26 protein-coding genes are annotated in these 25,171 nt (G+C 43.8%); all 26 read right to left on the bottom strand.

Going from position 1 to position 25,171, the window contains the following annotated elements; translation table 11 throughout:
- Nucleotides 1-82: 82 nt before the first annotated feature.
- Nucleotides 83-937, bottom strand: coding sequence for a DNA-processing protein DprA (dprA, locus tag CF394_RS02305; protein ID WP_094941648.1), 855 nt, complete (start codon nucleotides 935-937; stop codon nucleotides 83-85).
- Between the two features lie 62 nt (nucleotides 938-999).
- Nucleotides 1,000-1,902 (bottom strand): succinate--CoA ligase subunit alpha, encoded by a 903-nt coding sequence (gene sucD / locus CF394_RS02300; RefSeq protein ID WP_094941647.1) that lies wholly within the window; start codon nucleotides 1,900-1,902, stop codon nucleotides 1,000-1,002.
- A gap of 18 nt (nucleotides 1,903-1,920) precedes the next feature.
- Nucleotides 1,921-3,081: an ADP-forming succinate--CoA ligase subunit beta gene (sucC, locus tag CF394_RS02295; RefSeq protein ID WP_094941646.1), complete on the bottom strand. Its 1,161-nt coding sequence runs from the start codon at nucleotides 3,079-3,081 to the stop codon at nucleotides 1,921-1,923.
- A gap of 105 nt (nucleotides 3,082-3,186) precedes the next feature.
- On the bottom strand, nucleotides 3,187-3,945 hold the full coding sequence (rnhB, locus tag CF394_RS02290) for a ribonuclease HII (protein WP_094941645.1): 759 nt from the start codon (nucleotides 3,943-3,945) through the stop codon (nucleotides 3,187-3,189).
- Nucleotides 3,946-4,464: 519 nt separating this feature from the next.
- Nucleotides 4,465-5,328 (bottom strand): ribosome biogenesis GTPase YlqF, encoded by an 864-nt coding sequence (gene ylqF, locus CF394_RS02285; RefSeq protein ID WP_094941644.1) that lies wholly within the window; start codon nucleotides 5,326-5,328, stop codon nucleotides 4,465-4,467.
- 10 nt (nucleotides 5,329-5,338) lie between these two features.
- On the bottom strand, nucleotides 5,339-5,896 hold the full coding sequence (gene lepB / locus CF394_RS02280; protein WP_094941643.1) for a signal peptidase I: 558 nt from the start codon (nucleotides 5,894-5,896) through the stop codon (nucleotides 5,339-5,341).
- Nucleotides 5,897-6,013: 117 nt separating this feature from the next.
- Nucleotides 6,014-6,358 (bottom strand): 50S ribosomal protein L19, encoded by a 345-nt coding sequence (gene rplS / locus CF394_RS02275; RefSeq protein ID WP_094941642.1) that lies wholly within the window; start codon nucleotides 6,356-6,358, stop codon nucleotides 6,014-6,016.
- Between the two features lie 128 nt (nucleotides 6,359-6,486).
- A complete protein-coding gene (trmD, locus tag CF394_RS02270; protein WP_094941641.1) occupies nucleotides 6,487-7,218 on the bottom strand; it encodes a tRNA (guanosine(37)-N1)-methyltransferase TrmD in 732 nt (243 codons plus the stop codon).
- Nucleotides 7,215-7,733, bottom strand: coding sequence for a ribosome maturation factor RimM (gene rimM, locus CF394_RS02265; RefSeq protein WP_094941640.1), 519 nt, complete (start codon nucleotides 7,731-7,733; stop codon nucleotides 7,215-7,217). Before rimM ends, trmD begins: the two co-directional genes overlap by 4 nt.
- Nucleotides 7,734-7,795: 62 nt before the next feature.
- Complete coding sequence (locus CF394_RS02260; RefSeq protein ID WP_094941639.1) at nucleotides 7,796-8,029, bottom strand: KH domain-containing protein; 234 nt, start codon at nucleotides 8,027-8,029, stop codon at nucleotides 7,796-7,798.
- A 14-nt stretch (nucleotides 8,030-8,043) separates the two neighbouring features.
- A complete protein-coding gene (rpsP, locus tag CF394_RS02255) occupies nucleotides 8,044-8,316 on the bottom strand; it encodes a 30S ribosomal protein S16 (RefSeq protein WP_094941638.1) in 273 nt (90 codons plus the stop codon).
- 93 nt (nucleotides 8,317-8,409) lie between these two features.
- A complete protein-coding gene (gene ffh / locus CF394_RS02250; RefSeq protein WP_094941637.1) occupies nucleotides 8,410-9,765 on the bottom strand; it encodes a signal recognition particle protein in 1,356 nt (451 codons plus the stop codon).
- A gap of 12 nt (nucleotides 9,766-9,777) precedes the next feature.
- A complete protein-coding gene (locus CF394_RS02245) occupies nucleotides 9,778-10,104 on the bottom strand; it encodes a putative DNA-binding protein (protein ID WP_094941636.1) in 327 nt (108 codons plus the stop codon).
- A 64-nt stretch (nucleotides 10,105-10,168) separates the two neighbouring features.
- Complete coding sequence (ftsY, locus tag CF394_RS02240) at nucleotides 10,169-11,185, bottom strand: signal recognition particle-docking protein FtsY (protein WP_094941635.1); 1,017 nt, start codon at nucleotides 11,183-11,185, stop codon at nucleotides 10,169-10,171.
- Nucleotides 11,186-11,197: 12 nt separating this feature from the next.
- Entirely contained in the window at nucleotides 11,198-14,743 is a 3,546-nt protein-coding gene (smc, locus tag CF394_RS02235; RefSeq protein ID WP_094941634.1) for a chromosome segregation protein SMC, read from the bottom strand.
- Nucleotides 14,744-14,745: 2 nt separating this feature from the next.
- Nucleotides 14,746-15,480: a ribonuclease III gene (gene rnc / locus CF394_RS02230; protein ID WP_094941633.1), complete on the bottom strand. Its 735-nt coding sequence runs from the start codon at nucleotides 15,478-15,480 to the stop codon at nucleotides 14,746-14,748.
- A gap of 115 nt (nucleotides 15,481-15,595) precedes the next feature.
- Entirely contained in the window at nucleotides 15,596-15,835 is a 240-nt protein-coding gene (gene acpP, locus CF394_RS02225) for an acyl carrier protein (protein WP_094941632.1), read from the bottom strand.
- Between the two features lie 52 nt (nucleotides 15,836-15,887).
- Nucleotides 15,888-16,634: a 3-oxoacyl-[acyl-carrier-protein] reductase gene (gene fabG / locus CF394_RS02220; RefSeq protein ID WP_094941631.1), complete on the bottom strand. Its 747-nt coding sequence runs from the start codon at nucleotides 16,632-16,634 to the stop codon at nucleotides 15,888-15,890.
- Complete coding sequence (gene fabD, locus CF394_RS02215) at nucleotides 16,631-17,572, bottom strand: ACP S-malonyltransferase (protein WP_094941630.1); 942 nt, start codon at nucleotides 17,570-17,572, stop codon at nucleotides 16,631-16,633. The genes fabG and fabD overlap by 4 nt, the downstream gene beginning before the upstream one ends.
- Entirely contained in the window at nucleotides 17,569-18,561 is a 993-nt protein-coding gene (gene plsX, locus CF394_RS02210; RefSeq protein WP_094941629.1) for a phosphate acyltransferase PlsX, read from the bottom strand. The genes fabD and plsX overlap by 4 nt, the downstream gene beginning before the upstream one ends.
- Entirely contained in the window at nucleotides 18,558-19,136 is a 579-nt protein-coding gene (gene fapR, locus CF394_RS02205; RefSeq protein ID WP_094941822.1) for a transcription factor FapR, read from the bottom strand. Before fapR ends, plsX begins: the two co-directional genes overlap by 4 nt.
- 88 nt (nucleotides 19,137-19,224) lie before the next feature.
- Nucleotides 19,225-21,342 carry an ATP-dependent DNA helicase RecG gene (gene recG, locus CF394_RS02200; RefSeq protein WP_341476719.1) on the bottom strand — a complete coding sequence of 706 codons (2,118 nt, stop codon included), beginning with the start codon at nucleotides 21,340-21,342 and terminating at the stop codon, nucleotides 19,225-19,227.
- A complete protein-coding gene (gene sdaAA, locus CF394_RS02195; RefSeq protein ID WP_243370627.1) occupies nucleotides 21,263-22,162 on the bottom strand; it encodes an L-serine ammonia-lyase, iron-sulfur-dependent, subunit alpha in 900 nt (299 codons plus the stop codon). The genes recG and sdaAA overlap by 80 nt, the downstream gene beginning before the upstream one ends.
- Before the next feature lie 11 nt (nucleotides 22,163-22,173).
- On the bottom strand, nucleotides 22,174-22,836 hold the full coding sequence (sdaAB, locus tag CF394_RS02190) for an L-serine ammonia-lyase, iron-sulfur-dependent subunit beta (protein WP_094941627.1): 663 nt from the start codon (nucleotides 22,834-22,836) through the stop codon (nucleotides 22,174-22,176).
- A gap of 286 nt (nucleotides 22,837-23,122) precedes the next feature.
- Complete coding sequence (locus CF394_RS02185; protein ID WP_094941626.1) at nucleotides 23,123-24,766, bottom strand: DAK2 domain-containing protein; 1,644 nt, start codon at nucleotides 24,764-24,766, stop codon at nucleotides 23,123-23,125.
- A 13-nt stretch (nucleotides 24,767-24,779) separates the two neighbouring features.
- On the bottom strand, nucleotides 24,780-25,142 hold the full coding sequence (locus CF394_RS02180) for an Asp23/Gls24 family envelope stress response protein (protein ID WP_094941625.1): 363 nt from the start codon (nucleotides 25,140-25,142) through the stop codon (nucleotides 24,780-24,782).
- Nucleotides 25,143-25,171: the final 29 nt, after the last annotated feature.

Raw genomic sequence — 25,171 nt, 5'->3', positions numbered from 1 at the left:
AAATAGAAGGTAATCCGCTTCACGATAAAAACAAATACCTGAAGCAAAATGTATAACAGTTTTCCACTGATTGCAAGGCTTTTCATCTCACGAAGTTTTTTTGCGTCCCCAAAATGTGGTGTAAATCTTCTATTGAATGGAGCAATTGAGCCCCTTGTTGAAGTAAAAAATGAGGCCCTGCACTGAGGGGAGAATCAATCCTTCCAGGCACTGTAAAAACTTCTTTACCAAGGTCCAAAGAGAACTCAACCGTGGACATGGTGCCGCTCTTTTTCTCAGCCTCAGTCACAAGCAATCCGTCAGACAATGCACTGATAATACGATTTCTTGCGATAAATTGGTGAGGAGAAATAGCTGTATGCGGAGGATACTCGCTAATAACTAGATGATGATTTACAAGTCGTTCAAATAATTTACGATTTGACGGAGGATAGATAAATTGAAACCCGGACCCTAATACGGCTACTGTGCTCACGTCATGTGAAAGTGCCGCTTCATGAGCCATCGTATCTGCTCCAACTGCCATTCCACTGCAGATTCCCCAGTTCTGTTCTTTAAAATACGGCATAAAATGTGCAATGCATTCTTTAGAATAGGAAGTAGCTTTTCTAGAACCAATGATAGCCATTGTACGTTTTTGAAGTAACTCGGCGTGGCCTTTTATATAAATCACAGCAGGAGGATCATGTAATTCCTTGAGACGAGCTGGATAGGAAGTGTCGAATATAGTGATAGGTGTGATAGTGTGTTGTTCGTAGTAGAGATCGAAAGGAAACGTTGAGGCCTCGGGCCATTTTTGAAGGACAACATTAGGGATATTAGGTATCTCTGTAGGAAATGGGTGTGAAGAGGTCAAATAATCGAAGATTGGTCGGAGACGGTTCCATGGCCAAGGGATCAGGCTGTGCAGTGCGAGCAATTGCTGACGTTTGTTCACAAGTCACCTCTTTAGTAGATTTGGGGATAAAAAAAGATACGGCGGCTGCCGTATCTTTTATATTAGTGTGTTTTACAAGCGTCGTAAAGACCTGCTTCTTTAATTGCTTCAATTAAAGTTTCTCCGATTACAGATGGAGTTGCAGCTACTTTCATACCCGCTTCTTTCATTGCGCTGATTTTACCTTCAGCTGTACCTTGACCACCAGAGATGATTGCTCCTGCGTGGCCCATACGTTTTCCTGGAGGTGCAGTTTGTCCACCGATGAAGCCGACAACTGGTTTCTTCATGTTAGCTTTGATCCACTCAGCTGCTTCTTCTTCTGCAGTTCCACCGATTTCACCGATCATGACGACAGCATATGTGTCTTCATCTTCGTTGAACTCTTTAAGAACATCGATGAAGTTTGTTCCGTTAACTGGGTCTCCACCAATACCTACAGCAGTAGTTTGGCCGATTCCTTCTTGAGTTAACTGGTGAACCGCTTCATACGTAAGTGTACCAGAGCGAGAAACCACTCCGACGTGACCTTTTGTATGGATGTAACCAGGCATGATTCCAATTTTACACTCGTCAGCTGTGATAACACCTGGGCAGTTAGGACCGACTAAGCGAGTCTTTTTACCTTCCATGTAGCGTTTCACTTTGACCATGTCTAGAACTGGGATGTGCTCTGTGATACAGATAGCCATATCTAGTTCAGCATCTACAGCTTCTAAGATTGCATCTGCAGCGAATGGTGCAGGTACATAGATAACAGATACATTAGCGCCTGTAGCTTTAACAGCTTCTTCAACAGTGTTGAATACTGGAACGCCTTCTACTTCTGTGCCGCCTTTACCAGGAGTCACACCTGCAACGATTTTTGTACCGTACTCAATCATTTGTTTTGTATGGAAAAGAGCAGTTGAGCCCGTGATTCCTTGAACGAGTACTTTCGTATCTTTATTAATATATACGCTCATTTTATCTCCCTGCCTTTCTTATCCTACAAGTTTCACGATTTTTTGTGCGCCGTCTGCCATTGAATCTGCAGCAATAATATTCAAGCCAGATTCGTTCAGCATTTTCTTACCTAAGTCAACGTTCGTACCTTCAAGACGAACAACAAGTGGTACTTGTAGTCCTACTTCTTTAGCAGCGATGATGACACCTTCAGCAATAACGTCACACTTCATGATACCGCCAAAGATATTAACGAAAATACCTTTTACGTTTTTATCTGAAAGGATGATTTTGAATGCTTCAGTTACTTTCTCAGCTGTAGCACCGCCCCCAACGTCAAGGAAGTTAGCGGGTGAGCCGCCGTAGTAGCTGATCGTATCCATTGTAGCCATTGCAAGACCTGCACCATTAACCATACAACCGATGTTGCCATCTAAAGAGATGTAGCTTAGGTCATATTTTGATGCTTCGATTTCTTTTGCATCTTCTTCATCGTAATCACGCATTTCCATGATTTCCGGATGACGGTACAATGCGTTCGCATCGAAGTTGAATTTCGCATCAAGAGCGATAACTTGATCGTCGCCAGTTACAACTAGTGGGTTGATTTCCACGATAGCTGCATCTTTTTCAACGTATACTTTGTAAAGACCCATCATGAATTTAACAGCTTTGTTTACAAGCTTAGCTGGGATGTTCATGTTGAACGCCATACGACGAGCTTGGAATCCTGTTAGGCCGACTACTGGATCAATTTCCTCGTAGAAAAGTCTTTCAGGTGTGTTAGCTGCTACTTCCTCGATATCCATTCCGCCTTCTTCAGAACCCATAAGAGTTACTCGTGAAGTTGCACGATCTAATACAAGGCCGATATAATATTCTTTTGCAATATCGCTACCTTCTTCGATGTAGATACGTTTCACTTCTTTACCTTCTGGACCTGTTTGGTGCGTCACAAGAACTTTACCTAAAAGTTCTTTTGCGTATTCACGGACTTCATCAAGATTTTTGGCAATCTTAACTCCGCCAGCTTTACCGCGACCACCTGCGTGAATTTGTGCTTTGACAACTGTTACTGCTGAGCCTAATTCTTTTGCTGCTTTCACTGCTTCTTCAGGTGAGAAAGCAACGATTCCATTTGGCACGGCAACTCCATATTGACGTAGCAATTGTTTTCCCTGGTATTCATGGATATTCATTGTGCGTCCTCCAATCGAACTATTGAGTTTACTACCTTCCCCATTGTATAAAACCTGTCACAATATGTCCATAAAAGTCTGAAACTGCGAATTTTCAAATTTCTCTCATTTTGCAACAAGTGACTTTATAGGCTCGAATGAGCGTCGGTGCTCCTCACATATGCCGTGCTCTTCAATTGCTTGCAAGTGAGAGGGCGTTCCATAGCCCGCATGTTGCTCAAAACCAAATTGAGGATACTTGAGCCCTAGTTCTTCCATATACGCGTCACGGGTCGTTTTTGCGAGAATGGAGGCTGCCGCAATCGATAGACTTTTCGCATCTCCTTTAATAATGGCATGACACGGCTGTGTCACAGGTAAGGGCATGGCATCCGATACTATAATAGTTGGCGTTTGTTCCAGTTGCTCAATTGCGAGTACCATGGATTGTTTTGTGGCTTCGTAAATATTGAGTTGATCGATTTGTTCACGTGATTGAATATGTATTGCATAATGGAGAGCGTGTTGTCGTATAAGCTCTGCAAGATGTTTTCGTGCTTCTTTAGTAAGTTGTTTGGAGTCATTGACTTCCCAGAGTGCGGTCGTATCTTCCGGTAAAATGACGGCAGCAGTAACGACAGGTCCTGCGAGGGGGCCTCTCCCTGCTTCGTCGACTCCTGCTACGATTCCTTCGCCAAAGGAGCGATCGAATGCGGTGCGCTCAAGATAGTCCGACCAGCGTTGCTCGCGCTTGGCTAATCTACGGTCCCAGCTTGTGATGAGCTTTTGGACGCCGCTACGCGTGTCTTGCCGGAGTGCACTAAGCCATTCGGTTTCTTGCTCAAGCAGTTTTAGCTTTTCTTTGATTGTTTGAATCGACTCCATTTCATCGACCCCTTTCTTTTAAAAAATATAGTTTAACTAGTTAGCTGAGAGCGTTCGGAAAAGACACGCTTATCTGTGGGAGTAGCCATCAGAATTCTATATTTGTGTAGCGAGTTTCACCTGAGAAGCCCCTTTCCAAGGGGAGAACCTTGAAGCCTCCCTCGTCGTGAACAAAGCTTCGCTTTACTCCTGCGGGGTCTCCGAGAACCTCTTAATTCCCTGGGAAAGAGGCATCTCAGGTTCAAAATTATGTATGTTCTCGAATCCATTTTATTTGAAAGCGAAAAAGCGTGCCGTAGATCTTGGGGCTGTTTCCTAAAGGATCAGGTCGATGCCGGATATCACCCGTGTCGCTTCATCCGTGAAGCGATTGGGAAGATTCGGCACGGCCCTTCTGGAAACAGTGCCAAGTCAGGCACGATTTAAGCGTAAAAGTCGGTTCAGCTGTTAAAAAATTTTATAAAAGAACACTTTAGCTTTCTCAATTTAATTTCTAGACCTAGCAAAAAACCCCTTGGATCAGTCCAAAGGGTCTTGTTCTTCCACAAAATCAAATGTTAACCTGCCAAGATATTCATTCCGAACATCACGCACAATGAGTTCTGCCACTGCATCATAATCGATCTCTCCACCAGCAGCATACGTCTTCCGTAACTGACCAATGTGAGAAAATACCGCTTCCAAGTCATCCCCGACCGTAGTCATCTGATAGCGCTCTTGCAAACGCTCCGGATAATGCTCTTCTAAGAAACGAAGTGCGTAGACTGCCAAATCTTCCATTCGAAGCACAGCGTCTTTAATCGCTCCAGAAAGGGCTAATTTAAAGCCAATCTGCTGGTCTTCAAACTTCGGCCAAAGAATCCCTGGTGTATCAAGAAGTTCTAGTTCTTTTGCAATCTTGATCCACTGCTGCGACTTCGTAACACCTGGTGTGTTCCCTGTACGAGCAATGTTCTTTTTAGCAAAGCGGTTGATCAAAGTCGATTTCCCAACGTTTGGAATTCCGAGAATCATGGCACGGATGGCTCTCGGCTTCATGCCTCGTGCTTTCATTCGGTCAAATTTTGGCTGAAGCAGCACTTTTGTTTCTTTCAATACTTTTTGAAGATCTTTGCCTTCAAAAGAATTGATGGCCACTGCTTGAATGCCGTGATCTGCGAAATACTGAATCCATTTGACTGTCTGCTTTTCATCTGCCATGTCAGCTTTCGTCAAAATCATCAACTTGATTTTCTGATGGACGATCTGTTCGAGCATCGGATTGCGTGATGACACAGGTAAACGTGCATCGACTAATTCAAATACGATATCTACTAATTTTAAGTTTTCTGTTACTTCCCGACGGGCTTTCGCCATATGGCCAGGGAACCATTGAATGGTCATGTAATCACCTTTACTCTATAATGGTCGCATCTTGAAGAGGCCAGAAAATCAGATTGGTCGTTCCAATAATTTCATTTTGGGGAACAAGACCAATGTGGCGGCTATCCTTTGAATAGCGGCGGTTGTCTCCCATAACGAAGAAATAGCCTTCTGGAATTTCCGACATATTCGTTTGCTCTTCAAGTGTAAAATCTTCCGTTAGAGTTCCTTCTGTAATTTCAGCTTTCTTTTCTTCTAAATATGGCTCATCAATGGGTTCTCCATTGATATAGAGTTGGTCATCTTTATAGGCAACATGGTCTCCAGGAAGACCAATGATGCGTTTAATATAGTTTTTTTGTTCAGGTGCATGGAATACGACTATCTCAAACCGTTCAGGAGTTCCAATTTCATAGCCAATCTTGTTGACGACCATGCGGTCTCCATCATGTAATGTTGGCATCATTGATTCACCGTCCACCACTATTGGTGTGAACAAGAAGAACCGGATGATGGCCGCAATACTGAATGCGATCAAGATGGCTTTTGCCCATTCCCATACTTCATTTTTCTTTTTAGTTGTTTCCATAGTAGCTCGCTCTCCCCTCAGCTTCTATCTTACAAAAATTACAGGGTTTTCTCTACTGTTAGCCTTGCCCAAATAAAAATACTGTATGCTGTCTTGCGACAACATACAGTATTCCAATTAGCGAAGTTCTTTAATACGAGCTGCTTTACCACGTAGGTTACGTAGGTAGTACAATTTCGCACGACGTACTTTACCACGACGAACCACTTCAAGACGTGCAATCTTTGGTGTGTGTACAGGGAATGTACGCTCAACGCCTACACCAGAAGAAATTTTACGAACTGTGAAAGTTTCGCTGATACCGCCGCCACGACGTTTGATTACAACACCTTCGAACATCTGTAAACGTTCACGAGTACCCTCGACAACTTTAACGTGTACACGTACAGTGTCTCCAGGACGGAATGTTGGTAGGTCAGAACGAAGCTGATCTTTTGTAATCTCTGAAATAATGTTTTGCATAATCATTTCTCTCCTTATACGAATGCTCTTACACGCATATCCGCTGCAGCGGAACATCCAAAATAGGTGCAACTTATAAGAAGCACATCAGTCATCATAGCACAAAGTTTGACAAGTTGCAATACTTGTCAGTTAGATTTTAAGGTTTTTAAATAAGCTTGGTCTTGTTCGGATAAGTTTGCCGTTTCCAGTAAATCTGGACGGCGTTCAAATGTCCGTTTCAAGGATTGTTCACGACGCCACTGCTCAATCTTTGCATGATTTCCAGACAACAAGACATCTGGTACCTTCATACCGTTGAAATCAGCAGGACGTGTGTAATGAGGATGTTCTAGAAGCCCTGTAGAAAACGAATCTTGTTCATGTGACGCCTGCTTACCTAATACATCAGGTAACAAACGAACCACACTGTCGACGACCGTCATGGCCGCGAGCTCACCACCCGTCAATACAAAATCACCAATTGAGATCTCATCCGTCACTAAGTGCTCACGGATTCTTTCATCGTAGCCTTCATAGTGACCACAAATCACAAGAAGCGACTCTTCTTCAGCAAGCTCTTCCGCTTTCTTTTGCGTGAAGCGCACTCCTTGAGGACACATTAAAAGCACGCGAGGTGGTTTGCTAGACGCGCTCTTCAGCTCTTCCACAGCTGCAAACAGGGGTTCAGGCTTTAACACCATCCCTGCTCCACCACCATATGGATAATCGTCTACTTGCTTATGTTTCGACGTAGAAAACTCTCTAAAGTTGATTACTTCGAGCTCAGCACGTCCCGACTCTTGGGCTTTCTTTAAAATCGAAGAACCAAAGACCCCTTCAAACATTTCAGGAAACAGTGTCAGCACTTGAATCTTCATTCACTGAGCAGTCCTTCCATGACTTCAATCACAATCTTATTCTCAGCTGGATCAACCGATTTCACGACTTGTTCAATGTAAGGGATATAATGTTTCTTGCCTTTTTTAGGCGTCACTTCCCATACATCATTGGCTCCAGTCGCTAAAATCTCTGTTACCGTACCCAGCTCATCACCTTCTGTTGAATAGACCACGCAGCCGATAATTTCATGATAATAGAATTCATTATCCTCAAGTTCTGTCAATGCGGCTTTCTCTACTTTCAATAAGTGATCACGGTAACGTTCCACTTCATTGATTGACGGCATGCCTTCAAAAGTCAGCAAATCGAAATTTTTATGAGTGCGGTGCGATGCGACCGTTACTTCTGTAACAAGCTGATCTCCGCTGAATAAGCCTAATTTATTTCCTTTTTTAAATCGCTGTTCCGGAAAATCTGTCGACGACATCACGCGGACTTCTCCACGAATCCCATGTGTATTGACGATCTTTCCGACATTTAACCATTCTGTCATAGTGACTTCCTCCCTCTACGTAAACGAACAAAAAGGAAGAACCAGTGAGTTCTTCCTTTTGATCAATCCATAATATCGACAAAAACACGTTTTGATTGGTGACTGCTTGCTGCTGAATAGACAATTGTGCGAATCGCTTTCGCGACGCGCCCTTGTTTCCCAATTACTTTCCCCATATCTTCTGGATGTACAGAAAGCTTATAGACGACTCGGTTGCCTGAAGTCTGTTCATGGACCTCGATGGATTCCGGGAAGTCAACAAGTGGTGTAACGATCGTTTCAATCAGCTGCTTCATGCTGTCACCTCCGATTATTTATTGAATTTTGAGTTATGGAATTTTTCCATGATACCTTGTTCAGAGAACAAGTTACGTACTGTATCAGATGGTTTTGCTCCATCTTGAAGCCATTTCAATGCAAGTTCTTCATTGATTTTAACTTCAGCTGGTTTAGTAAGTGGGTTGTATGTACCCACTGTTTCGATTTGACGGCCGTCACGTGGAGAACGTGAATCAGCAACTACAATACGATAGAAAGGAGATTTTTTAGCTCCCATACGTTTTAAACGAATTTTTACTGCCATTTGTTAGTGCACCTCCGAATAGTTTCACACAAGATAGTATATTACCAAGCTTTTTTTAGTTTGTAAAGTGTTTTTTCTTAACACTACATAAAGTTATCGAAATAACCCGTCCATACCAGGGAAATTCATCTTTTTCTTGCCTTTTTGTTGCATAGAAGACATCTGTTTCATCATTTTTTTCATGTCATCAAATTGCTTTAGCAGACGGTTTACTTCTTGAATAGAAGTTCCCGATCCTTTTGCAATTCGCTTTTTACGACTTCCATTGATACTTTCTGGATGACTCTTTTCATGTGGCGTCATAGAATAGATGATTGCTTCTACACGGCCCATCTGTTTCTCGTCCACTTTTGCGTTTTCTATACCCTTGATTTTCCCTGCACCAGGAAGCATCTTTAAGATCTCATCAAGAGGCCCCATCTTCTTCACTTGTTGCAGTTGTTCAATAAAGTCGTCAAATGTGAACGACTGCGTCCGAATCTTCTGTTCAAGCTCTTTTGCTTTTGTCTCATCGACTTCGGTTTGCGCCTTCTCGATAAGGGATAACACATCTCCCATACCTAAAATACGGGATGCCATACGGTCTGGATGGAACTCTTCAAGAGCGTCCATCTTCTCACCCATACCGACAAATTTAATCGGTTTCTGAGTGACAGAACGAATTGAAAGGGCAGCTCCCCCACGAGTGTCTCCGTCAAGTTTCGTCAAGACGACTCCTGTAATACCTAGAGCTTCATTGAAGTTTGACGCCACATTGACTGCATCTTGCCCCGTCATGGAATCCACAACTAAGAAGATTTCATCCGGCTCTTTAATAGCGCGAATCTGCTTCAACTCGTCCATCAACGCTTCATCCACGTGAAGACGACCAGCGGTATCGATGATTACCACATCATGGTGCTCTTGTTTCGCATGCTCAATCGCTTGGCGTGCAATTTCGACTGGTGAAATCTCCGTGCCAAGCGAAAATACAGGCAACGATAACTGCTTCCCGAGCGTTTCAAGCTGTTTAATAGCAGCTGGTCGGTAAATATCAGCAGCTACGAGAAGTGGTTTTTTGTTGTACTTTTTCCGAAGAACAGATGCAAGTTTCCCACTTGTAGTGGTTTTACCGGCACCTTGCAAACCAACCATCATGATCACAGTAGGTGGTCGCGTAGAGAACGCAATCTTGCTTTGTTCTCCACCCATCAATTGGGTCAATTCATCTTTAACGATTTTAATGACCTGCTGGCCTGGTGTTAGACTCTTCATGACGTCTTGACCAATTGCGCGTTCAGAAACCGTCTTAATAAATTCTTTGACGACTTTCAAGTTGACGTCAGCCTCAATCAAAGCAAAGCGAACTTCACGCATCATTTCTTTGACGTCCGCCTCGGAAATCTTTCCTTTACCTTTAATCTTTTGCATCGTCACTTGGAGTCGTTCTGCTAATCCTTCAAAAGCCATTATCTGCTCCTCCTATTCGACGCCTTTTAATTGTTCTAGAATTGCGTGGAGCTGTTCGTGAGAGCCATCCGCAATGGTCTTCTCAAGCTCTTCAATCAATTGTTGACGCTGTTCAAATTTCTCAAACAAATTCAATTTCGTTTCATACTCTTCCAGCATCATTTCTGTACGACGAATATTATCATAGACCGCTTGTCTCGAAATCTCATATTCCTCGGCGATTTCTCCTAATGAGAGATCATCTAAATAATACAGTTCCATATATGAGCGCTGTTTATCGGTTAAAAGAGATTGATAAAAGTCAAAAAGGAAGTTGATACGGGTCGTTTTCTCAATCATCTTCTCGCTCCTTTATAGGTACACCCACTAGTTTAGTGGGTGTCCAACGTAGTGTCAAGTAATTTTACTTGTCTTCAGTATCTTCAAGTTCCAATCCTTCAGCAAATAAACCGTACACATATTTGTCTGCATCGAATGGTTGAAGGTCATCCATTTGTTCGCCTAAACCAACAAATTTCACTGGAATTCCAAGCTTGTTTCGGATAGCCAGTACAATTCCACCTTTAGCTGTACCATCTAGTTTCGTGAGCACGATACCTGTGACATTTGTGACTTCCTTGAACGTTTGAGCTTGAATCAAGGCATTTTGACCCGTAGTAGCATCCAGCGCTAGTAGAACTTCATGCGGAGCATCTGGAATTTCACGAGAAATTACGCGGTGAATCTTTTCAAGTTCATTCATCAAATTCACTTTATTTTGCAAGCGTCCTGCTGTGTCACAGATCAACACATCGACACCACGACTCTTTGCTGCTCGGACTGCGTCGTACATCACGGCAGCTGGGTCAGAGCCCTCTGCTTGTTTGACGACTTCAACACCTGTTCGGTTGCCCCATTCTTGCAGTTGATCAATAGCTCCAGCACGGAATGTATCTCCTGCAGCGAGCATCACAGTTTTTCCTTGTTGTTTCAAGCGATGTGCAAGCTTACCGATTGTCGTTGTTTTACCGACACCATTCACCCCAACTAAAAGGATGACACCGAGACCTGTTTCTGGTAGTTCAAGCTCAGATAATTGCTCTTCACCACTTTCATAGATCTCTACAAGTTTTTCTGCAATGACGGACTGGATACCTGATGTATCTTTAATGTTCTTGCGTTGTACTTCGTAACGAAGCTTGTCCATCAATTCCATGACTGTCTCAAAACCGACATCTGCTTGAAGAAGCAATTCTTCTAGTTCTTCAAAGAAGTCTTCGTCCACTTTCCGGTATTTAGCGACAAGGTCATTTACTTTTGATGTGAACTGGTCACGCGTCTTTGTCAGACCACCTTTAAATTTTTCGGTGATGGTCTGTTTTTCAATTTGTTCTTCCGGTGTACCGGACATTTTTTCTTTTAACTTTTTAAAAAAACTCATCGTCCTCATCCTTTATACGTAATCTTCAAGTTTTACAGAGACCAGCTTGGAAACTCCTGACTCCTGCATAGTAACACCATATAACACGTCAGCACCTTCCATGGTCCCTTTACGGTGTGTAATTACAATGAATTGTGTATCCTCAACAAATTGCTTCAAGTAGTCGCTATAGCGCACGACATTTGCTTCATCGAGTGCCGCTTCCACCTCATCTAGTATACAGAAAGGAACCGGACGCGTCTGCAAGATCGCAAATAGTAGTGCGATGGCTGTTAGCGCTCGTTCACCACCAGATAATAACGACAGGTTCTGCAATTTCTTACCTGGCGGTTGTGCGACGATTTCAATGCCCGTTTCAAGCATGTTGTCGGGCTGCGTGATTACAAGATCTGCCTGACCTCCACCAAAGAGTTTGCGGAAGACGACGCGGAAATGTTTTTGAATTTCAAAGAATGTCGTCGAGAACCGTTCTGTCATCTCTTCATCCATTTCAGCAATGGCCACGTGTAGTGTTTCTTTAGCCTCTAGAAGGTCCGTGCGCTGCTCAGTCAAGAACTGATAGCGCTCATTCACTTGCTCAAACTCTTCAATTGCTGAGAGGTTGACAGGTCCCAGTTCTTCAATAGACTTCTTGAGAAGACGAATCTTAGAACGCTCTTTTTCACTATCTTGCGGCAGAGTAAACTGAGTCTTCGCTTCTTCAAAATCTAAATCGTAGTCTTCTAGCAGAAGCATGTGAAGGCTATGAATAGATTTTTCAAGCTGCTCGCAAACTAGTGCCACTTTCTCATGACGAATCGAGACATCTCGTAGGTTCGAAGAACACGCTTCTTCTTTAAGTTCAGTTTTACGAATTTCTTGTTGATGTGTCATACGAGTGTCACGTAGTTGCTGAATAGTAAGAGAGAGCTGTTGTTTTGTTTCAGCCAGTCGCACAATTTCTTGATCAAGCTCTTGTTCCGTTTGCTGATCATGTCCTGACTGGTACCAAGTCAACTCGTCTTCCCATAGCTTGATTTGCTGAGCTGCTTTATCTCTTGATTCTGAAAGTGTCGACAGGTCGCGGTCAAATTGCTGACCCCGTTCTCTTTCTACTGCGATCGTCGTCAACAGTTCCCCAAGCTGATGCTGAAGTGCATCTTTCTCTTCTACTGTCTTGGTTTTCACTTCTGTAAGAGACTGAATCTGTTGTTGGATTGTGACCGTTTGTTCTGCAAAAAGAGCCAATTGGTCTTTAATTTCTTGCAGACGCGCACTTGCTACATCTCGGTCCTCTCCTTGTTCGCGTTGCTGCAAGTGATAGACCGAATGTTTTTCTTGCCATTTTTCTAACTGAGAACTAGCAGTCACTAGGTCTCGGTGCAACGTTTGCTGCTGATGTCGAAGCTGTTCTCCTAGAGCCGTCACCTTTTCCACTTCACTATCTAAGCGGATTTTTTGTTCTTTAAGATCAGCAACAACCGCCTCGGCACGAGCTAAATCCTTTTCCAACTTATGTACGAGCTTTGTGTAGTTTTCTAGATCTGCTTTTCTAGTAAAGACAGAGCTTTGTTTTTTAGCAGCCCCACCCGTTAACGAACCTCCTGGATGCACAACGTCTCCATCAAGCGTCACAATGCGGTAACTGTGCTGGATGACCCGAGCAAGTTCAGTTGCGCCTTTCAGGTTTTTAGCCACAATAGTTGTGCCCAATAAATTGTCGCGAATCGCTTGGTAAGAAGGTTCAGTCGTGACCAGTTCATTCGCTGTAGCGATAAATGCCGGGTGTCCATTTACTTTTTGCAGCTGGTGGCTTGCCACTTGACGTGGTTTGATGACGTCCATCGGAAGGAACGTCGCTCGTCCGTAGCGATGCTGTTTTAAAAACGAAATCGCTTGCTGCGCATCTTTTGTCGATTCAACGACCACATGCTGTGCTTGCCCGCCAATAGCTGTATCGATAGCCGCTATGTATTCAGAGGGAATCGTAAACAGTTCGGCAACTGCACCATGAATTCCAGAAAGCTTTCCACTCTCCCGTTGTTTTAGAAGCTCTTTGACTCCTTGGAAATAGCCACTAAACTCTTCTTCAAGCTCTGCGAGAGAGTCCCGTTTTGCACGCAACTGGTGTAGCTGTTGATAGCCATCAAACACAAGCTGACGTTTTTTCTCATACTCTTCTGTGACGCGATCTGCTTGCTGCTTACTTTCACGGTGAGAACTCAGTGCCTGCTCCAACTTCTGATCAATCTGTTCTTTTTCAAGAGCCACTGCATCGACTTTCTTTTTAGAATCGGCTAAATGGATCTCAATCTCCTCTACTTCTTGCGAGAACCGTTCTAAATGCGCTAACTGCTTTTCATTTTGTTGCAGTAGGAGGCGCTGCTCATTTTTGAGTGCTGCTTCTTCATTCAATAACTCGATGTAATCGGATTTCAATTGCTCGATTTGTTGCTCGATTTGCTGTTCGGACGTCCCTGTCAATTGTTCCAGTTTCGCTCGCTCCGAACGAAGTGCTTTCACTTTTTGGGCGTGTTCTTGTTTTTGTTCTGAGATCTGTTGTAATTTGCTCTCAATATCTTGAAGTTCTTGTGTCGCCACTTCAAGAGAGCGCGTCAACTTGTCAACTTGTTGTGCCCTGTTGTTCTGCTTTTCTACGAGAACTAGCTTGCGACCTTCTTGCCGTTCTAGAGTTGCTGAAATTTGTAACGCTTCATCTTGAAGCTGATCCAGTTGTTGCTCTAGTTCGGACAAGGATGCTTTGGACTGTTTTAACTGCGCAAGCATCTGTTCTCGTTCTTCCGTCAACCTATCCATCGCTTCTTTAGATGACACTTTCTCCTTACGGCTCTCTTCCAGTTGAACTGTCTGATGAGAAATATCATAAAGAGCAAGACTGACTTCGCGCTCTTTCAACTCTTCTGCGAACGCTAAATAATCCTTAGCTACAGAAGCTTGGATTTGAAGCGGTTCAATTCGCCCTTCTAATTCATGTAAGATATCCAGTACACGGCTTAAGTTGTCATCGGTCTCAATAAGCTTGAACTCTGCTTTTTTCTTACGTTGTTTATACTTCAATACACCTGCTGTTTCTTCAAAAATCGCGCGACGATCCTCTGCTTTGCTGTTTAAAATTTCATCAACTTTCCCTTGAGAGATAATCGAGAATGCTTCTTTTCCAAGCCCTGAGTCCATGAACAATTCTGTAATGTCTTTTAAGCGACAGCTCTGTCGGTTTAGTAAGTAATCAGAATCTCCGGACCGGTAGACGCGTCTTGTGACACTGACTTCTTCATACTCTGTCTGAAGTAGCTGGTCGCTGTTGTCTAGTACTAACGTGACTTCCGCAAAATTCAGCGCTTTTCTCGAGGCACTCCCAGCAAAGATGACATCTTCCATCTTAGCTCCTCGAAGCGACTTAGCAGATTGCTCTCCAAGCACCCAGCGAATGGCATCCGTGATATTGCTCTTTCCACTTCCGTTTGGCCCGACGACTGCTGTGACTCCAGGAACGAAATCCACAGCAATACGCTCTGCAAACGATTTGAAGCCTACAATTTCAAGCCTCTTTAAAAACATAGTTATTCCTCCGTCTTCACTTTCTCAATCGCGACCTGCGCAGCCTGTTGTTCCGCTTCTTTTTTGGAGCGTCCACTTCCTGTACCGAGCGGTTTGTCATCTAACGAGACCTGAGAAATAAAGAGACGATTGTGTGCTGGTCCTTTTTCATCCACAATTTCGTATTTTAGCTGGCCTGCATTATCTTGTTGAATCAATTCTTGGAGCTGGCTCTTGTAATCCGTAACTTTTGAAAAGGCACCCACTTCTACTTTAGGGAACATTACCTGTTCTAATAATTCGGTTGCTTTATCGAGTCCTTGATCCAGATAAATAGCTCCTACTAACGCTTCGAAGACATCCGCAAGAAGAGCAGGGCGCTTGCGCCCTCCTGTATTTTCTTCGCCTTTCCCTAATAAGATAAAGGTTCCTAACTGAAGCTCATTGGCCAAATGAACAAGGGACGGTTCACAGACTATCGACGCACGAAGTTTCGTCAACTCTCCCTCAGTCATTTTCGGGTAACGGTGAAATAAATATTGAGAAACAGCTAATTCCAGTACTGCATCTCCTAAAAACTCAAGCCGTTCATTGTCGATGAAGGATTTGCGGCGATGCTCGTTCACATAAGATGAATGCGTAAATGCTTCAAATAAAAGGCTTTCATTCGCAAATACAATGCCCGATTCCTGTTGGAAATCTGCAATCTTCTTTTTTGCCTCTTGGCTATATAGTGGTTTTTTCTTTTGGTCTTTCATTTTCCTCAGCCTTTCTCTATCTAGCGGTCTATCCTTACTAGTTTACTGCTATTTCTAGCTGTTGCATAGTAAAAGTAAAAGCCGGAGAGACAAGTCTCACCGGCTGTGTTACCTCTTATTCACCAAGTTTGCTTTCAATGTATGTTACTGCCGAACCTACAGTTGAAATATTTTCTGCTTCCTCATCAGAAATTTCCATATCGAACTCATCTTCAAGTTCCATAACAAGTTCTACAACGTCCAATGAATCTGCGCCTAGATCTTCACGGAAAGAAGCTTCCATCTTCACTTCGCTCTCATCTACACCTAAACGGTCTACGATGACTTTAGTAACGCGCTCTAATACTGTTGACATGTGATGTCACCTCCCCTCACTAGTATACGAAACTTCAAGGCCATTGCCTAGATTACATATACATTCCGCCGTTCACATGAAGCGTCTGCCCCGTAATATAGTTGGCATCGTCTGATGCTAAAAAGGCTACTGCAGCTGCAATGTCTTCTGGTTTACCAAAATGGCTAAGTGGAATTTGACCCAGCATCGCCGATTTGATGTCTTCTGGTAACTGTTCGGTCATTTCCGTTTCAATAAAACCTGGGGCAATGGCATTCACTGTGATCCCTCTTGATGCCAGTTCAAGTGCCACCGTTTTGGTCATCCCGATGACACCAGCTTTCGCTGCCACGTAGTTCACTTGACCCGGATTCCCTGAAGCGCCAACGATAGACGAGATATTGATAATTCGTCCAGAGCGTTGTTTCATCATTTGACGTGTGACAGCTTTCATTGTCATAAATACGCCTTTTAAGTTCGTATCAATGACTTCATCCCACTCGGAATCTTTCATTCGCATCAAGAGATTATCTCGCGTGATTCCTGCATTGTTGACTAGAATGTCTACACGACCAAACGCATCCACTGTTTCTTTAATAAGTGCAGTCACTTCATCTTGATTCGATACAGACGCTTTTATAGCAATCGCTTTGCCACCTGCCGCTTCAATATCTGCAACTACTTGCTCCGCTTTTTCTTGACTGCCACTATAGTTGACAACGACTTGAGCACCTTTAGCAGCTAAATATTTTGCAATGGCACTACCGATACCGCGAGAACCACCTGTTACGATGGCTGTTTTTCCTTGTAAAGTCATCAAGAGACCCCTTTCACAAACTGAATCGTCTTCACAAGACTTTCCGAATCATGCACAGAAAGAGTTGTAACAGAACGGTCTATTTTCTTCACTAATCCAGATAATACATTTCCTGGCCCACATTCAATAAATGTGTCAACACCAAGGTCAATCATCTTTCGCACGGATTCTTCCCAGCGTACTGGAGCCGTCACTTGCTCAATCAGCAACTGACGAATTGGTTCAGCTGTCGTCACTGGTTGTGCTGTTACATTGGCAATCACCGGCACTTTTGGTGTATTAACTGAGATCATAGCAAGTTCTACTGCCAGCTTTGAAGATGCTGGACGCATTAGTGATGAATGGAAAGGTCCACTGACCGCTAATGGTATTGCGCGTTTAGCACCGTTTTCTTTAGCAGATTCTGACGCCAGACGAACGCCTTCTGCAGTCCCCGAAATCACAATTTGACCGGGGCAGTTCAAATTCGCAATTTGAACAGGATGACCGTTAGCTGTAATAGAATCGGTTATTTCTTCAAGAGCCGCAGCTTCCATTCCTAGAATGGCTGCCATGGCTCCCTGTCCTGCAGGAACAGCTTCATTCATAAATTTCCCGCGCTTGTGCACGATAGTTGCTCCATCTTTCACAGATAGGGCACCGGCCATGACCAGAGCTGAATATTCCCCTAATGAGTGACCTGCAAGATACTCAGGCTGCACTCCATATTCCATTAACAAAGAGGCTGCGATCGTGCTGCTTAGCAGTAAAGCTGGTTGTGCGTTATATGTTTTCGTCAACTCTTCCATCGGTCCTTCAAACATTAAAGTGGAAATAGAAAAACCAAGTGACTTTTCAGCTGTTGATAAATACTTTTCATATTTCGAGTAAGTGTTGACTAAATCTTTTGCCATACCTACTGATTGGGATCCTTGACCTGGAAATAAAAATGCGATTTTCATTCGGATTGATCCTTTCTGATGGTTTCTGCAATCACACCACTGACATTCCATTCCACCATGGTGCGCGCTTGACGAATAGCATGGAAGATCGCGTTGGCATTTGACGAACCATGCGCCTTAATGACAGGTGCATTGAGCCCAAATAACCCTGCTCCTCCGTATTCTGTATAATCCATTAAGCCTTTCAAATCGGACAGATCGTTTTTGACAAGAGCTGCAGCTAGTTTCGTTTTCGTTGACTTCATAAATGTTGCTTTCAGCATCTTGAACAGACTTCCTGCTGTTCCTTCAATCGTTTTCAATACCATGTTTCCTGTAAATCCGTCTGTTACTACGACATCCGCAACTCCGTCTAATAGGTCACGAGCTTCTACATTGCCAATAAAGTTTACTGGCGCTTCTTCAAGCAAGCTATAAGTTTGTTTTGTCAGGTCATTTCCTTTACCCGGCTCTGTTCCGATGTTTAAAAGTCCTACTCTCGGACGTTCGATTGAACGGACATTTTGTGCGTATATCGAGCCCATGATCGCATACTGAACCAAATGTTCTGGTTTGGCATCTGCATTGGCACCAAGATCGAGCATCACAAAGCCCTTGCCATCAATCGTAGGAAGGGTCGGAGCAAGTGCTGGACGGTCAATACCAGGAATTCTTCCAACAATGAAAAGTCCAGATGCCATAAGTGCCCCTGTATTCCCTGCTGAGATGGCCGCATCTGCTTCTCCGTCTTTTACAGCTTGAGCCATTCGTACCATCGAAGCGTCTTTTTTACGACGGATGGCACGCACAGGTTCATCGGTTGCTTCAATTTTTTCTGTAGTTGGAATGAACGTTAATCGGTCATGCTGTTTTAGAAGTGGAGAAACTTCCGATTCGATTCCATAGAGTTGAATCTCAATGTCTGAGAATGCATCCAGTGCACGGTAGGCACCTTCTACAATTTCACGAGGGGCATTGTCGCCGCCCATTGCGTCTAGAGCTAATTTCATTCTGTCACCTTCTCTTCTGTCTTTGACACGTGATACATCTCAAACTCACCTTCGAACACGACTTCTTGATGTACCTTACTCGTTACATAAATGGTAGAGTTTCGTTCGTTATGGCGAGCCGTTACATGGGCTTTCGCTACGACACGATCTCCTTTTTTCACTTGCTTCACGAAATGAATCGTGGCTTTTTTAGTTAAAGCGAGCTCGTCATCTAGAAGAGCTACAGCCAATGAATTGGCCTGAGCGAACAAATGGTGGCCTCGAGCGATATTTCGTGTATGGAACACATGGTCTTGTCCGATTTCTAGCATTGAAATAGCCGTTTCTCCTAAAGTCAGATCTATGATTTCACCAATGACATCATCTTCTGTTAAGGAACGCACTGTAGTTAAACGATCCGTCGCCACATGTTTAATTCGTTCACGTAGTTCAGGAATGGATAATTCCATACGGTCCAAGCGAATCGTTTGAACACTTACATGAAAGGAAGTAGCTAATTGCTCATCTGTTATAAACGGGTTGTCTTCTAGCTTTTTTTTCAAGCCGGCTTGTCGATCTTTTTTAGAATAACGCAGAGTTATCACCTCAATTAGCACTTGGTACTAATATCAGTATATAAATACAAAAAAGAGAATGCAAGAACTCTTTCGTTCTGTGCATTCTCTAATCGATTCGTTGACCTTCTAAAATACCGGATTGCTGAAGTGCATTCCTGTAGACTGCCCATTCTTCAGACTCCCAGAAATGACAGCTCTCAACTAGCTTTTCTGCATCCTCTCTAGCAGTCTGGAGCGCGCGGTAATCGTGTACAAGATCCGCGACTTTGAATTCTGGCATCCCGCTTTGTTTGCGTCCAAAGAAATCCCCAGGTCCTCTAAGCTCTAAATCTTTTTCTGCAAGTGCAAAGCCGTCTGTTGTCTCCGTCATCGAAGTCATTCGTTCTTTCCCGACTTCCGTCTTCGGGTCAGCAATAAGTACACAATACGACTGCTGGTCCCCACGCCCTACCCGTCCACGGAGCTGGTGAAGCTGCGCAAGACCAAAGCGTTCTGCGTCAAAAATCATCATGAACGTCGCGTTCGGGATATTAACCCCTACTTCAACCACGGTAGTGGAAACAAGGATCTGACTGTCATTTTCGGCAAAGCGTCTCATGACCTGATCTTTTTCATCAGAGGGTAGTTTCCCATGCATCAGTTCCACTTTATACTGCGGTTCATAGTAGGTCTGTAATTGATGGTAGATTTCTAAAACATTTTGTAGGTCTAGCTTGTCCGATTCTTCGATAAGTGGACAGATGACATACGCCTGACGTCCCGCATCCAATTCTTTTTTAAGTCGTGCAAGGAGTGCCGGAAGCTGCTGCTCTTTCATCCAATACGTCTCTATCGGCTTTCTTCCTGCTGGCATTTCATCTACAATCGTAACGTCCATCTCTCCAAATGCTGTGATAGCTAAAGTTCGCGGAATCGGTGTTGCTGTCATGAACAGCACATCAGGTTCCAAGCCTTTTTGTTTTAACACTCTCCGCTGCTCTACACCGAACCTGTGCTGTTCATCTGTGACGACGACACCAAGATTCTGGAATTGCACATCCGGTTGAATCAAAGCATGAGTTCCTATCACCACGTCTATTTTCCCTGTCTGTAAGCCTTCTAGGATTTGCCTGCGAGCTTTTGCTTTTGTAGACCCTGTCAGCAGTGCCACTTGGATCCCAAGTGGCGCAAACCATTCGTAAAAAGCATTCGCATGCTGTTCAGCAAGGATTTCTGTCGGAGCCATGATTGCACCTTGCATTCCTGCACTGTACGCTGCAACTAGCGAGATAGCGGCTACAACTGTCTTACCAGAACCCACGTCTCCTTGTAACAAACGATTCATTTGGTACGGCGCACGGAGGTCTCGTAAGATCTCGTCGACGGCGCGTTTCTGGGCCCCTGTCAATTCATAAGGGAGCGACTTGATAAAACTCGTGATTAACAGCTGGTCATAGGAAACCGATCTTCCTACATTCGCTTCTTTGCGAAGTTTTTTCAATGCTTGCATCTTCAACTGGAATTGGAGCAGTTCTTCATAGACGAAGCGGCGTCTGGCGTGTTTAGTCTGTTCTGCATCTTCAGGAAAGTGAATGGCTTGGAGTGCATGGTAGAGATCCGGCAATCTATAAGACTCACGTACGGAAGCAGGTAAGGGGTCCACCAAGTCGTCTTTTGTCAGTTCAAACGCTTGAGTTAGTAGACGTCGAAACACTTTTTGAGTGACACGTCCCTTCAACCCATAGACCGGTTCAAAATCATGGGTATCCGTTCGTGGACCTAAGTGGTGAGCAGAAGCTTGAATCACTTGTCTGCCTTTGTCCCATTTCCCGGAAATCGAGACAAGTTCACCTGGTATCAATTTTGCTTTTAGATACGGTTGGTTGAAGAACACAGCTTTGATCAAATGGCGTCCCGTTAATACTTTGACCTGTAACCTTGATTTTCTCCCCATATATAAAACTGTCGGCTCACTCTCAATTCGTCCTTCCACTGTCACCCGCTCATTGTGCTCGGTCATCGTCAAATCTTTAAGACGAAAATCTTCATGCCTTGTTGGAAATGTGAACAGGACATCTTCCAAAGTGGAGATGCCCAGTTCTTGCAGTGCTTCAGTTGTTGCTTTTCCTACACCTTTTAAAATCGAGATAGGTTGGGAAAGGGTACTATTGTTCACGGCCGACCACAGCTCCGCCAAAGATTTTCGCTTCGAGCCAACGACCTGTTGGTGTTGCAGCCAAGCCACCTTGTGCAGTCTCTTTGAGAGCAGTTGGCATGGTTTGACCGATTTTGTACATCGCATCGATGACTTCATCACATGGAATTCGGCTAGTAACTCCTGCTAGAGCCATATCTGCAGCTACAAGAGCATTGGCTGCTCCCATTGCATTCCGTTTAACACACGGTACTTCTACTAGACCCGCAACCGGATCACAGACGAGACCTAACATGTTTTTTAATGTGATGGCAAATGCTTCCGAACATTGTTGTGGTGTTCCACCTGCCATTTCAGTAATAGCAGCCGCCGCCATACCAGCCGCAGAACCGACTTCTGCTTGACAACCTCCAGCTGCGCCTGAGATTGAGGCATTATTCGCCACCACAAAGCCAAATGCTCCTGAAGTGAACAGGTAGTTAATCATCTGCTCACGAGTTGGGTTCAGTTTATGGATGACCGCAAACAAAGTCCCCGGTACGACACCTGCAGAACCTGCAGTAGGTGTTGCGCAAATCGTCCCCATAGCTGCGTTCACTTCATTAGTAGCTACTGCCTTACTGACAGCATCAAGTAAAAGTTCCCCTGAAAGTGTATTGCCTTTTTTCATGTAGTTTTGAATGAGGACCGCATCTCCACCTGTTAATCCAGAAGTTGAGCGAACTCCTTGGAGACCCTTTTCGACCGCTTCTTCCATTACGGTCAAGTTGCGATCCATTTGCTTCATGATATCTTCTCTTGAACGATCCGTGATGAGCATCTCTTGCTCGATCATGATCTCGGAAATCAATTTATTTTCAGACTCTGCCCGTTCTACTAGCTCGCGGACATTACGAAATAATACTTCCATTTGAACCCCTCCTATTCTGCAATTCGTGTGACTTGAATAATATTTGGAAGAGCAGCAATCTGCTCGAGTACCTCTTGACTAACCGTCTGGTCGACTTCAATGACCATAAGTGCCATATTGCCTTTCTCTTTACGAGAAACTTCCATATGACCAATATTGATCTGTTGCTCCGCTAAACAACTCGCAACAGAAGCAATACATCCAGAACGGTCATCATGTACTACTAAAATCGCCGCGTGACCGCCTGAGAGTCGTAAAGGAAAACCATTAAGCTCAACAAGTTCTACTTTTCCGCCCCCAATTGAAATTCCGACGATCGACATTTCTTGTTTGTCGTCACCCAATACAATGCGAGCTGTATTCGGGTGTTCTGTATGCGCAGTCTCCGGAATAAATTCATAAGTCATTCCAACTTGCGCTGCTTCTTCAAAAGCCGTCTTGATGCGTTCATCATCTGTATCGTAATCAAGGAGACCCCCGACAATTGCAACGTCCGTGCCATGTCCCTTATAAGTCTCCGCGAACGAACCATATAAATGTATGCGAGCCCATGTAGGTTGTTTCCCAAATAAATCCCGTGCTATTCGTCCAATTCTTGCGGCTCCCGCTGTATGTGAAGAGGATGGACCTATCATTACGGGTCCAATAATATCAAAAACAGATTTAAACTTCATACTCGATTCCCCCAAACCTTTATCCTTACCATCTTACTATGAAAACGCTTTTAGTTCTAGCTCTAAAGTAAAGTGGCTGCAACGTAACACCTTTATCTAAACAAATGAAATAAAAGAGGACTATATTTAAAGTGTGCAGGGGTGACTCCAGCGGGATAAAAAGCGGAAGCTGAGACCGAGGCTCAGCCCGCGCCTGCGGAACGCTTCCCCTGCACACAATAGAACACACAAAAGGGAGTTTCCCATGACGAGAAACTCCCTTTACTGGATTCAGACTCAGTTTCTTTTATTCTACTGAAAGAATGTAAGGATATAACGGCTGCTTGCCATTATAGACTTCCACTTCTACATCTGGATACGTTTCTTCAACCCATTCAGCTAATGATTGTGCATGATCTTCTGTTGTGTCTTCTCCGTAAAGAATCGTTAACAATTCCGCATCTTCATCAATCATAGAAGCTAGAAGTTCTTTAGCTGCTTCATCTAGATCTTTCGTAGCCAAAATAATTTTACCTTCAGAAATCGACATGAAGTCGTCTTTAGCAATTTCCACACCGTCAATGGAAGTATCACGGACCGCATGAGTGATTTGTCCCGTTTTCACGTGAGCGAATGCCGAAGTCATCGCCTTTTGGTTCTCTTCAACGGATGCTTCAGGATTAAACGCTAATACTGCCGCCATACCTTGAGGAACCGTTTTCGTTGGAACTACAGCTGCTTCGATTTCAAGAAGCTCTGCAGCTTGCTCTGCCGCCATGATGATGTTTTTGTTATTTGGCAAAATCAAGACGCGTTCTGCACCGACCTCTTCAATCGCTTTGACGATATCTTCCGTAGAAGGATTCATCGTTTGGCCGCCTTCAATAACTGCAGATGCTCCTAAGCTCTTTAACATTTCACTGACGCCAGAACCCATTGCTACTGTGACAACCGCATAAGGATGTTTCGTTTTCTTAGCTTTTTTTGGTTGTTCCCCTACAATATCCGTATGCTGTTCACGCATATTTTCAATCTTGATTTTAATCAAGTCACCGTATTGTTGACCATAAGAAAGCACTTCTCCTGGTTGTTCGGAGTGAATGTGGATCTTTGCCACTTCATCATCTGAAATAACTAGAAGAGAATCTCCGAATGCACTTAAATCATTTCGGAAATCGCCTTCGTCGAATGCTTTTTTAGATTCATCCAGACGAACCATGAATTCTGTACAGAAACCGAACTCAATATCCGCTGTATCCATGAAGCCTTGGATTGCCATATGGTGCTCTGCGCTGACCATCTCATCCATTGAAGAAGCTACTGTTTTTTCAGGAAGTTCTTCCCCTTTAAGTGACGCAAGGAACCCTTCATAAACATAAACAAGTCCTTGACCACCGCTATCTACTACGCCTACTTCTTTTAATACTGGAAGTAAGTCTGGAGTGCGCTTAAGAGAAGCTTTTGCTTCTTCAAGTGTCAATGTCATGAGTTCATCGATCGCATCAACTTCTTTAGCTGCTTCTACTGCTTTTTTAGCTGCATCTTTTGCAACAGTTAGAATTGTACCTTCAACTGGTTTCATAACGGCTTTGTAAGCAGTATCTACACCATATTGAAGTCCTGCTGCAAATTGCTCTGCTGTCAGTTCCGCATGGCCTTCTACTGATTTTCCAAAGCCTCTAAATAGTTGAGATAAAATAACGCCAGAGTTTCCGCGAGCTCCCATTAACAAACCTTTTGCTAATGATTGAGCTGTTTTTCCAAGGTGCTCAGAAGTTCCTTTTGCGGTCTCAGCTGCACCTGATGTCATCGATAAATTCATGTTCGTCCCCGTATCTCCATCAGGGACTGGAAACACATTCAGTGCATCTACATACGCTGCATTTTGAGCCAGATGGTGTGCACCCATTTGAACCATTTCAGCAAATTGAATACCATTGATCGTTTTCATTGTGTTCTCTCCCTTACATTGTCGCGACGCGAACGCCTTGCACATAGACATTCACCGATTCAACAGCCATGCCTAATGATTTTCCTAGCGTATATTTTACTTTAGATTGAACTTGATAAGCGATTTCAGAGATTTTCGTCCCATAGCTTACAATAATGTACATATCGATATGCACTTTTCCGTCCACTTCGCGAACGAGCACACCTTTTGCAAAGTTTTCTTTTCTTAAAATATCAGCGAGTCCATCTTTTACTTGATGTTTGGATGACATTCCTACGATGCCGTAACACTCAATGGCAGCTCCACCCGCAATCTGTGCTATTGCATCTTGTGAGATCTCGATCTGCCCAAAGTCATTTTTAATTTCAATTGACATTGCTAGTTCCCTCCTACAGTCAAAGTGAC

It is taken from the genome of Tetzosporium hominis (assembly GCF_002265435.1).
Lineage (GTDB): Bacteria > Bacillota > Bacilli > Bacillales_A > Planococcaceae > Chryseomicrobium > Chryseomicrobium hominis.
This window is presented reverse-complemented; position numbering and strand designations above follow the sequence as displayed.

Bases quoted from the DNA above. Each gene is read 5' to 3' on its own strand.
- ftsY (WP_094941635.1), bottom strand. From the start codon at position 11,185: ATGAGTTTTTTTAAAAAGTTAAAAGAAAAAATGTCCGGTACACCGGAA.
- smc (WP_094941634.1), bottom strand. From the start codon at position 14,743: ATGTTTTTAAAGAGGCTTGAAATTGTAGGCTTCAAATCGTTTGCAGAG.
- fabD (WP_094941630.1), bottom strand. From the start codon at position 17,572: ATGAAAATCGCATTTTTATTTCCAGGTCAAGGATCCCAATCAGTAGGT.
- CF394_RS02260 (WP_094941639.1), bottom strand. From the start codon at position 8,029: ATGAAGCAGCTGATTGAAACGATCGTTACACCACTTGTTGACTTCCCG.
- ffh (WP_094941637.1), bottom strand. From the start codon at position 9,765: ATGGCTTTTGAAGGATTAGCAGAACGACTCCAAGTGACGATGCAAAAG.
- CF394_RS02245 (WP_094941636.1), bottom strand. From the start codon at position 10,104: ATGATTGAGAAAACGACCCGTATCAACTTCCTTTTTGACTTTTATCAA.
- ylqF (WP_094941644.1), bottom strand. From the start codon at position 5,328: ATGACCATTCAATGGTTCCCTGGCCATATGGCGAAAGCCCGTCGGGAA.
- rnhB (WP_094941645.1), bottom strand. From the start codon at position 3,945: ATGGAGTCGATTCAAACAATCAAAGAAAAGCTAAAACTGCTTGAGCAA.
- sdaAA (WP_243370627.1), bottom strand. From the start codon at position 22,162: ATGGAAGTATTATTTCGTAATGTCCGCGAGCTAGTAGAACGGGCAGAG.
- lepB (WP_094941643.1), bottom strand. From the start codon at position 5,896: ATGGAAACAACTAAAAAGAAAAATGAAGTATGGGAATGGGCAAAAGCC.
- sucC (WP_094941646.1), bottom strand. From the start codon at position 3,081: ATGAATATCCATGAATACCAGGGAAAACAATTGCTACGTCAATATGGA.
- rplS (WP_094941642.1), bottom strand. From the start codon at position 6,358: ATGCAAAACATTATTTCAGAGATTACAAAAGATCAGCTTCGTTCTGAC.
- rimM (WP_094941640.1), bottom strand. From the start codon at position 7,733: ATGACAGAATGGTTAAATGTCGGAAAGATCGTCAATACACATGGGATT.
- CF394_RS02185 (WP_094941626.1), bottom strand. From the start codon at position 24,766: ATGAAAACGATCAATGGTATTCAATTTGCTGAAATGGTTCAAATGGGT.
- rnc (WP_094941633.1), bottom strand. From the start codon at position 15,480: ATGAAAGACCAAAAGAAAAAACCACTATATAGCCAAGAGGCAAAAAAG.
- acpP (WP_094941632.1), bottom strand. From the start codon at position 15,835: ATGTCAACAGTATTAGAGCGCGTTACTAAAGTCATCGTAGACCGTTTA.
- sucD (WP_094941647.1), bottom strand. From the start codon at position 1,902: ATGAGCGTATATATTAATAAAGATACGAAAGTACTCGTTCAAGGAATC.
- rpsP (WP_094941638.1), bottom strand. From the start codon at position 8,316: ATGGCAGTAAAAATTCGTTTAAAACGTATGGGAGCTAAAAAATCTCCT.
- plsX (WP_094941629.1), bottom strand. From the start codon at position 18,561: ATGAAATTAGCTCTAGACGCAATGGGCGGCGACAATGCCCCTCGTGAA.
- CF394_RS02180 (WP_094941625.1), bottom strand. From the start codon at position 25,142: ATGTCAATTGAAATTAAAAATGACTTTGGGCAGATCGAGATCTCACAA.
- sdaAB (WP_094941627.1), bottom strand. From the start codon at position 22,836: ATGAAGTTTAAATCTGTTTTTGATATTATTGGACCCGTAATGATAGGT.
- trmD (WP_094941641.1), bottom strand. From the start codon at position 7,218: ATGAAGATTCAAGTGCTGACACTGTTTCCTGAAATGTTTGAAGGGGTC.